Origin of the sequence: Pseudescherichia sp. (assembly GCF_032052675.1) — a bacterium.
Taxonomy (GTDB): Bacteria; Pseudomonadota; Gammaproteobacteria; order Enterobacterales; family Enterobacteriaceae; genus Pseudescherichia.
Genome location: NZ_DAMBWA010000003.1, coordinates 308,967 through 322,335, shown reverse-complemented (window position 1 = coordinate 322,335; position 13,369 = coordinate 308,967). Strand labels below are relative to the sequence as shown.

The window sequence follows — 13,369 nt, the reverse complement described above, 5'->3', positions numbered from 1 at the left end:
ACTCGCCCGGCTGAGCGGGCGATTGAGATTTACTTAGCTACCGAAGACGAACCATCGGCATGCCATTCAAAGACACCGAACTCAAATCCCTTCAGATCGCCTTTTTCATCCCAGTTCAGCGGCCCAATCACGGTATTTGCCCCGTGAGATTTTAAATCTGTGGCGAGTGCCAGCGGCTCGGCGCTGCCGGACCGCTCAAGCGCCGTCGCCAGCGACTGCACGGCGGCGTAGGTGATCCAGACGTAAGGCCCTGACGGATCTCTCTTTTCAGCCTTCAGCGCCGCAACGATAGCGCCGTTGGCCGGATCCTGGTCATAGCGTTTTGGCATCGTAACCAGCATCCCCTCGCCTGCACTCCCCGCAATGTTAGAGAGTGACGTATTGCCGACCCCTTCCGGCCCCATAAACTGGGTCTTCAGGCCGGTGGCCCGCGCCTGGCGCAGCATCTGCCCCATCTCCGGGTAGTAGCCGCCGTAGTAGACGAAGTCGATATTCTCTTTCTGCAGACGGGCGATCAGCGCCGAGAAGTCTTTCTCCCCGGCGGTAATGCCGTCGAAGAAGACGACGTTCGCACCGCCCTTCTTCAGGCCGTCCTGCACGGAGCGGGCCAGGCCTTCGCCGTACTGCTGCTTATCATGAATAATGGCGATACGCTGCGGTTTCACCTTCTCCAGAATGTATTTTGCCGCGGTTGGCCCCTGCGATGAGTCCAGCCCGGCGGTACGCATGATGTATTTGTAGCCGCGTGCGGTCAGCTCCGGGTTAGTAGCACCTGGGGAGATCATCAGGATGCCTTCATCTTCATAAACATCGGATGCGGGCTGGGTTGATGATGAACAGAGGTGGCCAATGACATACTGAATGCCGTCGTTAACGATTTTGTTCGCTACCGCCACGGCCTGTTTCGGATCGCAGGCGTCGTCATACTCAACGGCAACCAGCTTGTCGCCCTTAATGCCGCCCTTCGCGTTGATATCTTTGATGGCCTGACGCGCACCGTTGAACTCCATGTCTCCCCACTGAGCGACCGGTCCAGACATCGCGCCGACCACGGCGATTTTAATATCGGCAGCCGATGCGCTATAAGACACCGCCAGTGCAATCGCGCCCGCGATCAACGTCTTCGCGTTCCTTCTCATAACCTGAAATCCCCATTACCGTCGTGATGTGTATATATTTTGTTTTATTATGGTTAAAAAGCATTCTGTACTTTTATTAAACAACGCTATTTTTACCAGCTTGCTTAATGGTTTAGCGTAGTTTTTACCGTAAAACCTGAGTAAATACTCTATTTTTCAGGCTATTAAGCAGAGATAATATTCTGTATTGATACAGAGATAAACAAAAAAAAGCGCGCTTTCCAGCATAAAATAATGGGACAAAGAGCGGAATAAATCACTACTCATTAGAGAAAAAAACTGCCTGTTTTTCGATCCGTGATGTTTAAAACTGCTTCGGCGGCTGCGCTAAAAGTATTCACCTGATCCAGACAGCGAAAAAGTGAAAGCATCTGGCTAATGAAATTGAGTACACTGCTGCCATCTTTTGAGATTTGGACCCGCAGTGAATGAAACTGACCATCATCCGTTTAGACACGTTTAGCGACCAGGATCGCATTGATTTAGCTAAAATTTGGCCGGAGTACTCCGCATCGTCGTTAAACGTTGACGATACGCACCCGATCTACGCCGCCCGCTTTAATGAGCGACTGCTGGCGGCAGTGCGCGTAACCCTCAGCGGCAGCGAGGGGGCGCTGGACTCTCTGCGCGTACGCGACATAACGCGCCGCCGTGGCGTGGGGCAGTACCTGATTGAAGAGGCGATGGCGCGTAATCCGCAGGTGACCCGCTGGTGGATAGCGGACGTTGGCGTCGAGGACCGCAGCGTCATGGCGGCCTTTACCCAGGCGCTGGGCTTTAGCCCGCGGCAGGACGGCTGGGAAAAGCGGCTGTAGCGGCAATAAAAAGCCCGGTGGCGCTAGCGCTTACCGGGCCTACATGGTCTGAGTGCCGTAGGCCGGGCAAGGAGTTAGCCGCCGCCCGGCGCATTTGCATATCCCATTTTCTCCAGCATTTCGTGTTGCAGGAAGGCGGCAAGTTCGGAAATCCCCGGGAGCTTACATGAGTAAGTGACCGGGGGTGAGGAACGCAGCCAACACACCTGCGGCGCGAAAGGCGACGAGAAAATTATTTAGCGTCGGTGGCTGTACCGTTGGCATGCCAGGTAAACACGCCGAACTCGAAGCCTTTCAGGTCGCCCTTCTCATCCCATGACAACGGCCCCATTACGGTTTCCACGGAGTTGCCTTTCAGCCAGGTCGCGATTTCCGCCGGATCGTCGGACTGGTTCAGGCCTGCCTGCAGCGACTGCAGCGCGGCATAGGTGGTCCACACGAACGCGCCGCTCGGATCCTGTTTTTTCGCCTTGATCGCATCTACAATCGGTTTGTTCGCTGGAACCTGATCGTAGTTCTTCGGCTTGGTCACCAGCATGCCTTCTGCGGATTCACCCGCGATGTTAGAGAGCGATACGTTCGCTACCCCTTCCGGGCCCATAAACTGGGTTTTCAGGCCAGCAGCGCGGGCCTGGCGCAGGATCTGGCCCATCTCCGGGTGATAACCGCCGTAGTAAACAAAATCAATGTTCTCTTTCTTCAGGCGTGCCACCAGCGTGGAGAAGTCTTTCTCACCGGCGGTGATACCGTCAAAGAACACCACGTTCGCGTTGCCTTTCTTCAGATTATCCTGCACGGCGCGGGCCAGGCCCTCACCGTACTGCTGTTTGTCGTGAACAATGGCGATACGCTGCGGTTTCACCTTCTCCAGAATATATTTCGCAGCGGTCGGGCCCTGGTCAGAGTCAAGTCCGGTGGTGCGCAGTACCAGCTTGTAACCACGCGCGGTCAGCTCCGGTGCGGTTGCCGCTGGGGTGATCATCAGAATGCCTTCGTCTTCATAGATATCAGAAGCCGGCTGCGTGGAGGAGGAGCAAAGGTGGCCGATAACATATTTAATGCCGTCGTTAATCACTTTGTTCGCCACCGCAACGGCCTGTTTCGGGTCGCAGGCATCATCGTATTTTACAATTTGCAGTTTTTCGCCTTTGATACCACCCTTCGCATTAATGTCTGCAACGGCCTGTTCCGCACCGGTAAACTCCTGATCGCCATACTGCGCAACCGGACCGGACATCGCGCCCACCACGGCCACTTTAATGTCTGCCTGAGCCATAGTACTGAATGCCAGCGCGATACATCCTGCCAGTAACGCTTTACCCTTCATTTTCATCCTGAGATTCCCCATTGTTCTGGTTGTAACGTTTGTTGTGATGTTGTTTTATGGCGCTTTATTTCATATATGCGTCTGCTGTGCGCGCCTTTTCAGCACACTCTGCTAAAACATACCCCATTTTTATCTTTTGGGAATAGCTATTTTGAAATGTTAATCGTGTATGCCCGGCAGTCGTATGCTACCGGGCGGGGGATCACTGCGTTAGCGAGCGAGAGAGGATATCCAGTGCACGGCGGAACTGCGCATCGGGAATGGTGAGCGGATAGAGGAAACGGATGACGTTGCCGTAAACGCCGCAGCTGAGCAGCAGCAGACCCGCCTCCAGCGCGTGGGCCAGTACCTTCTGGGTAAAGGCTGGCGACGGCTCGCCGGTTTGCGGATCGATAAACTCGACGGCGACCATCGAACCCAGAGCACGCACGTCAGCGATATACGGGCAGTTAGCCCTGGCGTTGTTCAGCTCCGCGACCAGCGCCTCCCCGAGCATGCGGGAGCGATCGCAAAGCTGCTCCTCTTCAATAACCTCCAGCACCGCCAGCGCCGAAGCGATTGCCAGCGGGTTACCGGCGTAGGTGCCGCCCAGCCCGCCCGGTGCAGGAGCATCCATCACCTCGGCACGACCGGAGACCGCCGACAGCGGCATACCACCCGCGAGGCTCTTCGCCATTGTGATCAGATCCGGCTTGACGCTGTAGTGCTCCATCGCAAAAAGCTTGCCGGTGCGGGCATAGCCGCTCTGAACCTCGTCAGCGATAAGCAGGATACCGTGCTGGTCGCACAGCTTACGTACGCCCTGCATAAAATCGTCGGGAGCGATGACGAAGCCGCCCTCACCCTGCACCGGCTCTAGCAGGATGGCCGCCACCTGATCCGGGGCGATATCGGCTTTAAAGAGGCGATCCAGACTCTTCAGCGCATCCTGGGTTGAGACGTCGTGCACCGCATTCGGGTACTGAGCATGAAAGATCGAACCGGGAAAAGGGCCAAAGCCGATTTTGTAGGGGGCGACTTTACCGGTCAGCGCCATTGTCATTGAGGTCCGGCCATGAAAGCCGCCGCCAAAGGCGATAACGCCGGGGCGTTTGGTGTAGGCGCGGGCGATTTTGATCGCGTTCTCTACCGCTTCAGCACCGGTAGAGAAAAAGGCGGTTTTTGCTGGCCCCTCGACCGGCACGCGGGCGTTGATCTTCTCTGCCAGCGTGACGTAGCTCTCATAGGGCACAACCTGATAGGCCGTATGGGTAAAGGCCTGAAGCTGCTTCTCTATTGCCGCCACGACATTCGGGTGGCGATGGCCAGTATTCAGCACCGCGATCCCCGCGGCGAAGTCAATTACCTCGTTGCCCTCTGTATCCCACAGCGTGGCGTTTTCTGCTCTCTCGGCGAAGAAGTTACACATGACGCCGATGCCGCGCGGCGTTGCCTGTAAACGCCGTTCGTTTAGTTCGTTATTTTTCACCCTGTCCCCCTGAGAAATACCTATGCGTAGCGCATCTGTAAGTGTTTGCCAGGGGCTAAAAATTCGCCAGAGCGGGCGCTAAAAAAACAAAACCCCCGGACTTTCATCCAGGGGTATATGCAGACTGCTTCGCAGAAATTACGCTTCGATCGCCGCGCGCAGCTTTTTCATCGCGTTCTTTTCCAGCTGACGCACGCGCTCGGCGGAGACGCCGTACTGGTCGGCCAGCTCCTGCAGCGTGGACTTGTTATCTTCGTCCAGCCAGCGGGCGCGGATAATCGCCTGGCTACGCTCGTCGAGACCCTGCATCGCATCGGTCAGGCGATTTGCCGCCTGCTCTTCCCAGTTGTCGTCTTCAATGCCGTCGGCAAAGTTGGACGATTTATCCTGAAGGTAGAGCACCGGCGCCATCGGCTGGCTGTCGGATTCGTCGTCGGAGGACATATCGAAAGTCATGTCCTGCGCGGCCATGCGGGACTCCATCTCGCGCACGTCTTTGCTGGAGACGCCCAGCTCGCGTGCAACCATTTCGACTTCGTCCTGGTTAAACCAGCCCAGACGCTGCTTGGTTTTACGCAGGTTAAAGAACAGCTTACGCTGCGCTTTCGTGGTGGCGACCTTCACGATACGCCAGTTACGCAGCACGTATTCATGAATTTCGGCTTTGATCCAGTGCACCGCGAAAGAGACCAGGCGCACACCCACTTCTGGGTTAAAACGGCGCACGGCCTTCATCAGACCGATGTTACCTTCCTGGATCAGGTCCGCCTGCGGCAGGCCATAGCCCGAGTAGTTACGAGCAATATGAACAACAAAGCGCAGGTGAGACAGGATCAGCGTTTTAGCTGCTTCCAGATCGCCCTGGTAATGCAGCTTTTCAGCCAGCGCCCGCTCTTCATCAGCCGTTAACATCGGCCAAGCGTTAGCAGCCCGGATGTAAGACTCCAGGTTACCAACAGGGGCTAAAGCTAAAGTTTGCATTTCTTTGGTCATTCAAATCCTCTCAATGAACTTCTTACTGGCGGCGGTCTGTTCCTTCCATCTCGTCAAGAGAAAAGAGGCAACAAACATGCCAGCGATTGTGAGCAACGAGAATATCATCCACATTTTTATCAGACAGTGATTTTATCCACAAGTTCAATGCCGTCGTGTGAATAGATTACGCACAAATTGTGACACAACGTTGATAAAAATAGACGCAGGGGAGAAGAGATAACAGGGACTCTTTCCCTGCAAGACATCAGGTGCAGGAAAAGAGTATATCAAAAAATTGCTTAGTCAGGCGTAAAGTGACGTAAATGTTGTACCGTTGCCAGCCAGGCGGCCAGCCAGCCGATCATCGAGCAGACCAGCAGCAGCAGCAGGCACTCATCGAACGACAGGCCGTCGAGGTTAAATTGGGTGCCAAACACCTTTGCCACATCGGTGACGGCGGAGGAGAGCCGCATCACCAGCACCTCGGACAGGATCAGCGACATCAACGCCCCGCTAAAGCCCAGCAGCGCGCCGCCGTAGAGGAACGGACGGAGGATAAAACCGTCAGTCGCGCCAATCAGCTTCTGCACGTTGATGGTGTCGCGGCGCGAGAAGATGCTCAGACGCACGCTGTTGCCGATCACCAGGAAGACGGCGGCCACCATCAGAACGCCGATCATCGCCGATACCCGACCTACCAGTCCGGTCAGCGCCGTCAGGCGGGCAAACCAGCTGTCATCCATGCGTACCTCATCGATGCCGTTGATACGGGTAATACGATCCCGCAGGGTATTCAACGCCTCGGTGCTCTGAAAATCGAGCTTGGGTACCACTACCGCAACGGCTGGAAGCGGGTTCTCTTCCAGCATATCCAGCGCGCCGCCAAAACCAGACCAGTTACGGAACTCGCCGAGGGCATCCTCGCGGGAGAGATAGTTGACCTTCTCAACCCCCTGCTCCGACTGCAGCTGGCCCACTACCTGCTGGGCGGCGTTATCATCCAGCGCCTTATCGAAATAGACGGTGATCTGCGGCGACGGATAGTACTGGGTCGCCGCCTGGTTGACGTTTTTATAGACCATATAGCAGACGCTAGGCAGCGTGAGGGAGATGGCAATCACCATTACCGTCAGGAAGGTCGCCAGCGGCTTGCTTTTAAGATCCTGCAGCGCGCCGCTAAAGGCATAGCGCATCTGCTCATTAAAGACGTTGGTCTTGCGCGAGCCGGGCTTGGGTGGCGTCTTGCTGCGTCCTGAAGGCGGACGGCTGCCGCCTGCACCTGCGCCAGGCTTACGAAAGCGATCAAATCTGCCGCCAAACTGGCGGATTTGATTTACTGCGTCGCGTTTATTCACCCGTCAGGCCTCCATGCATATGGCCGTCGCTCAGGCTCAGCGTTCGATATGAGCGACGGGAAATCAGTCCGATGTCGTGCGTCGCCATCAGAACGGTAACCCCGACGCGGTTGAACTCCTCGAACAGGCGCAGGATGCCTTCCGAAAGCGCCTCATCAAGGTTACCGGTCGGTTCGTCCGCCAGCAGCACCGCAGGCTTGTTGACCACGGCGCGGGCGATGCCCACGCGCTGCTGCTCACCACCGGAGAGTTGGATCGGGAAATTTTTCGCTTTGTCCAGCAGCCCGACCTTATCCAGGGCCGCAGAGACGCGGCGGCGAATATCTTCGCCGCTGGCGCCGGCAATAATCAGCGGGATAGCCACATTGTCGTAAACCGTTCGGTCCATCAACAGATGGTGATCCTGGAAAATCATGCCGATCTGCCGACGCAGAAACGGCACTTCGCGGTTCTTCAGGCGGCTAATATCATGGCCGCTGAAGAAGATTTTCCCGGCGCTTGGCCGCTCAATACCACAGATCAGCTTGAGCAGCGTACTTTTCCCTGCGCCAGAGTGGCCGGTCAGAAATGCCATCTCGCCCGGCTGCAGGTGGAAAGTCACCCCCTGCAGCGCTTGTCTCCCACCGAGATAGGCCTTGCTGACGTGTTCAAAGCGAATCATTGTTAATCCTCTCGGGCAAAAAGTGCCTCTATAAAATCGCCCGCATTAAACGGACGCAAGTCCTCTATACGCTCGCCAGTCCCGATATACCGAATAGGGATCCCGAACTGGTCGGCGACGGAGAAGATCACCCCACCCTTCGCCGTACCATCCAGCTTGGTCAGGGTGATCCCCGTCAGGCCTACCGCCTCGTTAAACAGGCGGGTCTGGCTTACTGCATTCTGCCCGGTGCTGGCGTCAATAGTCAGCATCACTTCGTGCGGCGCATCAACGTCCAGCTTTTTCATCACGCGGACGATCTTTTTCAGCTCTTCCATCAGATGCGCTTTATTCTGCAAGCGTCCGGCAGTATCAGCGATCAGCACGTCAATGCCACGTGATTTCGCCGCCTGGATAGCGTCGAAGATAACCGAGGCGGAGTCCGCACCGGTGTGCTGGGCAATAACCGGAATGTTGTTGCGCTGGCCCCACACCTGGAGCTGCTCAACCGCCGCCGCACGGAAAGTATCCCCCGCGGCCAGCATCACCGATTTCCCCTGCTGTTCAAACTGACGTGCCAGCTTGCCGATGGTCGTGGTTTTCCCCACGCCGTTGACGCCCACCATCAGAATAACAAACGGCGTTTTGCCTTCAATATTAAGCGGCGCGTCAACTTTTGCGAGAATATCGCCCATCTCTGCCTTCAGCAGGCCGTAGAGCGCTTCGGCATCGTGCAGCTGTTTGCGGCTGGCGCTCTCGGTCAGCGTGGCGATGATTTTACGCGTCGTCTCAACGCCAACGTCCGCTACCAGCAGCTGCTCTTCCAGCTCCTCGAACAGATCATCATCGATTTTTTTGCCGCGGAAAAGAGTGATAAATCCGGAACCGAGATTCTCTTTCGTTTTCAGCAGGCTGCGTTTCAGGCGTGCAAAGAAACCCTCTTTGGTCGGCTTCTCCTGCTCCAGAGGAGCAACCTCAACAGGCGCCTCCTCAAGGGCGATCTCCTCCTCCGCAGGCGCAGAGAGCGCGGCGGCTTCCAGCTCCTCGTCGGTGAGTTCACGCGCATCGTCTTCGGTTAACCACTCCTCCGCCTCCGGCTCGACCGGTACAACCTCTTCCGCCTGCGGCAGCGCTTCCGGTTCAATGTAGACCGGCGGCTGAGCATGCAGAGATGCCGCTGGCTCCTCTTGAATTTCTTCTGGAACCTCTTCCGCAACGGTCTCCTGAACCTCTTCCCGGGCGACCACCTGCTCTGTCACCTCGACGACGTCGGCAGCAAAGGCTTCCGATTCGGCTTCGCTATGCGGGGCATGCTCCGCTTTCGCTTCCGCCTCGGCTTCTTTTTCTGTTTCAGTTACCGCCGCCGCCTGCTGCTGGATCTGCTCTTCCGGCTGCTGTTCAACCTGCTGCTCTGGCTCTGCCTGCTGCGGCTCCTCTTTTGGGCCTAAGCCCAGCCAGGAGAGGAAACCCCGTTTTTTCTCTTTTGCCATTTGCGACTACACTCCTCGCGGTTAATTCATGGCACAGCCCGTATTGTCCTAAACCTAGTCGCAAACAGGGACTGAAAAATGTGTAAGTAATTCGTTAGTCTAACACTTTCCTGATTCTACAGCACCGCCTGCGGATTAAGGTTTCGTCTGGCGTCGCCCGCCGCTAAAATGGCGGCCTAAAATTGTGACCAGAGCCAGTATTATGAAAAAACCTAACCGAGCCGTCAGCGGCCAGATACGCATTATTGGCGGCCAGTGGCGCGGCCGGAAACTGCCGGTGCCTGACAGCCCGGGTCTGCGGCCGACGACGGATCGCGTCAGAGAGACCCTGTTTAACTGGCTGGCACCCTCAATGGTAGACGCACGCTGCCTCGACTGCTTCGCCGGCAGCGGCGCGTTGGGCCTGGAGGCGCTGTCGCGCTACGCGGCGTCTGCAACGCTGATAGAGATGGAGCGCGGCGTAGCCCGCCAGCTGCAACAGAACCTGACGACGCTGAACGCCACCCAGGGCAAGGTTGTTAACGACAACACCCTCACGTTCCTTACCCAGAGTGGGACCCCGCATGATATTGTTTTTGTCGATCCGCCGTTTCGTAAAGGCCTGCTCGATGAGACACTGCGGCTACTGGAAAATAACGGCTGGCTGGCAGATGACGCGCTAATCTATGTAGAGAGCGAAGTGGAAAACGGGCTGCCGCCCGTGCCGACGCACTGGGATCTGCACCGTGAAAAGATAGCCGGTCAGGTTGCCTACCGCCTCTATCACCGACACATACAAGGAGCGTAACATGCTGATTAACTTGGGTCGCCTCATGATGCTGTGCGTCTGGGCCTTTCTGATCCTCAACCTGGTTCACCCCTTCCCGCGTCCGCTGAATATCTTCGTCAACGTGGCGCTGGTTTTCACCGCCTTTATGCATGCCTTGCAGATGGTGATGATGAAAACCGCTCTGCCAAAAGACGGCCCGCAGATGACCGCCGCCGAGCAGTGGCGCATCTTTCTGTTCGGTGTCTTTGAGCTACTGGTGTGGCAGAAGAGACTTAAGCAGAAGAAGTAATCGCACGGGCCAGCGTTGTCATCTGCCCGCAACGGCCACTACACTGAATAGCAAGGGTGTGGGCGTGACGTCCACGAGACAGTAACGAATTCAAGGAATTAAGATGCTTTGGTCGTTTATCGCCGTATGTTTTTCCGCCTGGCTCTACGTGGACGCGTCCTATCGCGGGCCCGCCTGGCAACGCTGGGTCTTTAAACCCGTTACGCTGCTGCTGCTGTTGCTGCTGGCGTGGCAAGCGCCGATGTTCAACGCCGTCAGCTATCTGGTGCTGGCCGGTCTCTGTGCGACCCTGGTGGGTGATGCGCTAACCCTGCTGCCGCGTCAGCAGCTGCTCTACGCCATCGGGGCGTTCTTCCTCGCGCATCTGCTCTACACCATCTATTTTGCCAGCCAGATGACGCTCAGCTTCTTCTGGCCGCTGCCGCTGGCGCTGCTGGTCATTGGCGTTCTGCTGATTGCCACCATCTGGACACGGCTTGAGGAGCTGCGCTGGCCCATCTGCACCTTCATCGCCATGACGCTGGTGATGGTCTGGCTGGCCGGTGAGCTATGGTTCTTCCGTCCCACCAGCCCGGCGCTGTCGGCATTTGTCGGTGCCGCCCTGCTGCTGTTGAGCAATATTGTCTGGCTGGGCAGCCACTACCGCCGCCGCTTCAAGGCAGATAGCGCTATTGTGAGCGCCTGCTATTTTGCCGGGCACTTCCTGATTGTTCGCTCCCTCTACATTTAACGCTTGACTCTGGAGTCGACTCCAGAGTGTATCCTCCGGTTAATGAGAAAATTATCATTGACCGGAGGCCGTTATGTCTGTTCCTGAAAAGCCCAAAAAAGCGCCGCAGTTTATGGCCTTTAAGCCTGCCCCTGCGCCGGTCAAAGAGGATTGCTGCGCCGAAGGCGTGTGCGAGGCACCAGATGCCGCTCCCCTGGCCGCGAGCGGCGATCGTTACAGCTGGGTAGTTAACGGTATGGACTGCGCCGCCTGCGCGCGTAAAGTGGAAAACGCGGTTAAACAGGTTGCCGGTGTTGAACAGGTTCAGGTGCTTTTCGCCACCGAGAAACTGCTGGTTAACGCCTCGGGCAACGTCAGCGCTCAGGTAGAGGCCGCGGTCAAAAATGCCGGTTATACCCTGCGTAGCGAGACGGCCCCGGCAGAGAAAACCTCCTTTCTGCAGGAAAACCTGCCGCTCATCACCCTGATCATCATGATGGCGCTAAGCTGGGCGCTGGAGCAGGTCAACCACCCGCTCGGTAACCTGGCCTTTATCGCGACCACCCTCGTCGGCCTCTACCCTATCGCTCGCCAGGCGCTGCGTCTGATGAGAAGCGGCAGCTGGTTTGCCATTGAGACGCTGATGAGCGTGGCAGCTATCGGCGCGCTGTTTCTCGGCGCAACGGCAGAGGCGGCGATGGTGCTGCTACTGTTTCTGGTCGGCGAGCGTCTTGAGGGTTGGGCCGCCAGCCGGGCCCGGCAAGGGGTTAGCGCCCTGATAGCGCTTAAACCAGAGACCGCAACGGTGGTTGTTAACGGCGAACGTAAAACGGTGGCGATAGAGAGGCTGCGACCGGGCGATGTGATTGAGGTGGCGGCCGGAGGGCGTCTGCCCGCCGATGGCGCACTGCTTAGCGCTGACGCCAGTTTTGATGAAAGCGCCCTCACCGGCGAATCCATCCCCGTGGCGCGCGCCGCCGGGGAAAAGGTGCCAGCCGGGGCCACCAGCGTCGATCGTCTGGTCCAGCTCAGCGTGCTGTCAGAGCCAGGCGACAGCGCCATCGACCGTATACTCAGGCTGATTGAGGAGGCCGAGGAGCGCCGAGCACCCGTCGAGCGTTTTATCGATCGCTTCAGCCGGATCTATACCCCCATCATTATGCTCATCGCCCTGCTGGTTGCGGTTGTGCCACCGCTGCTCTTTAGCGCACCGTGGGAAGGCTGGATCTACAAAGGATTGACGCTGCTGCTCATCGGCTGCCCGTGCGCGCTGGTGATTTCCACGCCAGCGGCGATCGCTTCCGGGCTGGCGGCAGCGGCACGCCGGGGCGCGCTGATTAAAGGCGGCGCGGCGCTGGAGCAGCTCGGACACGTGCGGCATATCGCCTTCGATAAAACGGGCACCCTGACGTTGGGTAAGCCGCAGGTCACGGGAATATATCCTCAACAAATCAGCGAGGAGGAACTGCTTGCGCTAGCCGCTGCGGTTGAGCAGGGTTCGACCCACCCGCTGGCACAGGCGATTGTGCGTGAAGCCCGGTCTCGCGGGCTGGTGATACCCTCCGCCTCGGCCCAGCGGGCGCTAATGGGATCGGGTATTGAGGCCGACGTCGAGGGTAAAAAGGTGCTGATTGTCGCGGCGGGGCACTCCCCTACGCCACAGGTCGAGGCATTAGAACAGGCCGGTCAGACCGTCGTTGCCGTAATGCAGGACGGCGTGGCGAAAGGGCTCCTCGCCCTGCGCGATATCCTGCGTGATGATGCAAAAGAGGCCGTCGCTGCGCTGCACAAGCTGGGCGTACAGGGCGTCATTTTGACCGGCGATAATCCTCGCGCGGCGGCGGCGATTGCCGGCGAGCTGGGGCTGGAGTTTAAGGCCGGATTGTTGCCAGCCGATAAGGTTAAAGCCGTAACGGCATTGAACGCTCATACGCCGCTGGCGATGGTTGGGGATGGTATTAACGATGCGCCCGCAATGAAGGCGGCTACCATCGGTATCGCAATGGGCAGCGGCACCGACGTGGCGCTGGAGACTGCCGACGCGGCGTTAACCCACAGCAGGCTAAGCGGGCTGGCAGAGATGATAGCCCTGGCACGGGCAACGCACGCCAATATCCGACAGAATATTGCCATTGCGCTGGGGCTGAAGGCGGTGTTTTTGGTGACTACCCTGCTGGGGATCACCGGACTCTGGCTGGCGGTGCTCGCCGACACCGGCGCAACGGTGCTGGTGACGGCGAACGCATTACGGTTATTACATAGAAGAAGATAAAAATTATAGGGCACGAACCGTAGGCCGGATCAGGCGTTAGCCGCCACCCGGCGTAGCGGAGCCGATTTAACGCCCGGCGGCGCTATGCTTGCCGGGCCTACAACGACACGAACCCTCTCAA

Annotated in this window: 12 protein-coding genes; 5 read left to right on the top strand and 7 right to left on the bottom strand. The window is 57.6% G+C overall.

The window, feature by feature from the left end; translation table 11 throughout:
• Positions 1 to 29: 29 nt before the first annotated feature.
• A complete protein-coding gene (gene livK, locus RTX96_RS06315) occupies positions 30 to 1,139 on the bottom strand; it encodes a high-affinity branched-chain amino acid ABC transporter substrate-binding protein LivK (RefSeq protein WP_312670579.1) in 1,110 nt (369 codons plus the stop codon).
• Between the two features lie 428 nt (positions 1,140 to 1,567).
• On the opposite strand from livK, the gene panM reads away from it, so the two are divergent.
• Positions 1,568 to 1,954, top strand: coding sequence for an aspartate 1-decarboxylase autocleavage activator PanM (gene panM / locus RTX96_RS06310; protein ID WP_312268485.1), 387 nt, complete (start codon positions 1,568 to 1,570; stop codon positions 1,952 to 1,954).
• Positions 1,955 to 2,186: 232 nt separating this feature from the next.
• Here panM and livJ read toward each other — a convergent pair whose 3' ends face one another.
• The 6 genes from livJ to ftsY form a co-directional block, all read right to left on the bottom strand.
• The gene (livJ, locus tag RTX96_RS06305; RefSeq protein WP_141092963.1) at positions 2,187 to 3,287 is read right to left on the bottom strand and encodes a branched chain amino acid ABC transporter substrate-binding protein LivJ; all 1,101 of its coding nucleotides are present in this window, start codon (positions 3,285 to 3,287) and stop codon (positions 2,187 to 2,189) included.
• A gap of 196 nt (positions 3,288 to 3,483) precedes the next feature.
• On the bottom strand, positions 3,484 to 4,749 hold the full coding sequence (locus RTX96_RS06300; protein WP_103820368.1) for a 4-aminobutyrate--2-oxoglutarate transaminase: 1,266 nt from the start codon (positions 4,747 to 4,749) through the stop codon (positions 3,484 to 3,486).
• A 138-nt stretch (positions 4,750 to 4,887) separates the two neighbouring features.
• Complete coding sequence (gene rpoH, locus RTX96_RS06295; RefSeq protein WP_103820369.1) at positions 4,888 to 5,742, bottom strand: RNA polymerase sigma factor RpoH; 855 nt, start codon at positions 5,740 to 5,742, stop codon at positions 4,888 to 4,890.
• Positions 5,743 to 6,023: 281 nt separating this feature from the next.
• A complete protein-coding gene (ftsX, locus tag RTX96_RS06290) occupies positions 6,024 to 7,079 on the bottom strand; it encodes a permease-like cell division protein FtsX (RefSeq protein WP_103820370.1) in 1,056 nt (351 codons plus the stop codon).
• Positions 7,072 to 7,740: a cell division ATP-binding protein FtsE gene (gene ftsE, locus RTX96_RS06285; RefSeq protein ID WP_103820371.1), complete on the bottom strand. Its 669-nt coding sequence runs from the start codon at positions 7,738 to 7,740 to the stop codon at positions 7,072 to 7,074. Before ftsE ends, ftsX begins: the two co-directional genes overlap by 8 nt.
• A gap of 2 nt (positions 7,741 to 7,742) precedes the next feature.
• On the bottom strand, positions 7,743 to 9,209 hold the full coding sequence (gene ftsY / locus RTX96_RS06280; protein WP_312670577.1) for a signal recognition particle-docking protein FtsY: 1,467 nt from the start codon (positions 9,207 to 9,209) through the stop codon (positions 7,743 to 7,745).
• 202 nt (positions 9,210 to 9,411) lie between these two features.
• On the opposite strand from ftsY, the gene rsmD reads away from it, so the two are divergent.
• From rsmD to zntA, 4 genes are all read left to right on the top strand, one after another.
• Positions 9,412 to 9,996 (top strand): 16S rRNA (guanine(966)-N(2))-methyltransferase, encoded by a 585-nt coding sequence (gene rsmD, locus RTX96_RS06275; RefSeq protein ID WP_103820373.1) that lies wholly within the window; start codon positions 9,412 to 9,414, stop codon positions 9,994 to 9,996.
• Position 9,997: 1 nt separating this feature from the next.
• Positions 9,998 to 10,267, top strand: coding sequence for a DUF1145 family protein (locus RTX96_RS06270; RefSeq protein ID WP_103820374.1), 270 nt, complete (start codon positions 9,998 to 10,000; stop codon positions 10,265 to 10,267).
• Positions 10,268 to 10,370: 103 nt separating this feature from the next.
• The gene (locus RTX96_RS06265; RefSeq protein WP_103820375.1) at positions 10,371 to 10,997 is read left to right on the top strand and encodes a lysoplasmalogenase; all 627 of its coding nucleotides are present in this window, start codon (positions 10,371 to 10,373) and stop codon (positions 10,995 to 10,997) included.
• 73 nt (positions 10,998 to 11,070) lie between these two features.
• On the top strand, positions 11,071 to 13,248 hold the full coding sequence (gene zntA, locus RTX96_RS06260; protein WP_312670574.1) for a Zn(II)/Cd(II)/Pb(II) translocating P-type ATPase ZntA: 2,178 nt from the start codon (positions 11,071 to 11,073) through the stop codon (positions 13,246 to 13,248).
• Positions 13,249 to 13,369: the final 121 nt, after the last annotated feature.

Coding starts and splice junctions, on each gene's coding strand:
- livK (WP_312670579.1), bottom strand. CDS start 1,139: ATGAGAAGGAACGCGAAGACGTTGATCGCGGGCGCGATTGCACTGGCG.
- panM (WP_312268485.1), top strand. CDS start 1,568: ATGAAACTGACCATCATCCGTTTAGACACGTTTAGCGACCAGGATCGC.
- livJ (WP_141092963.1), bottom strand. CDS start 3,287: ATGAAAATGAAGGGTAAAGCGTTACTGGCAGGATGTATCGCGCTGGCA.
- rpoH (WP_103820369.1), bottom strand. CDS start 5,742: ATGACCAAAGAAATGCAAACTTTAGCTTTAGCCCCTGTTGGTAACCTG.
- ftsE (WP_103820371.1), bottom strand. CDS start 7,740: ATGATTCGCTTTGAACACGTCAGCAAGGCCTATCTCGGTGGGAGACAA.
- ftsY (WP_312670577.1), bottom strand. CDS start 9,209: ATGGCAAAAGAGAAAAAACGGGGTTTCCTCTCCTGGCTGGGCTTAGGC.
- rsmD (WP_103820373.1), top strand. CDS start 9,412: ATGAAAAAACCTAACCGAGCCGTCAGCGGCCAGATACGCATTATTGGC.
- RTX96_RS06270 (WP_103820374.1), top strand. CDS start 9,998: ATGCTGATTAACTTGGGTCGCCTCATGATGCTGTGCGTCTGGGCCTTT.
- RTX96_RS06265 (WP_103820375.1), top strand. CDS start 10,371: ATGCTTTGGTCGTTTATCGCCGTATGTTTTTCCGCCTGGCTCTACGTG.
- zntA (WP_312670574.1), top strand. CDS start 11,071: ATGTCTGTTCCTGAAAAGCCCAAAAAAGCGCCGCAGTTTATGGCCTTT.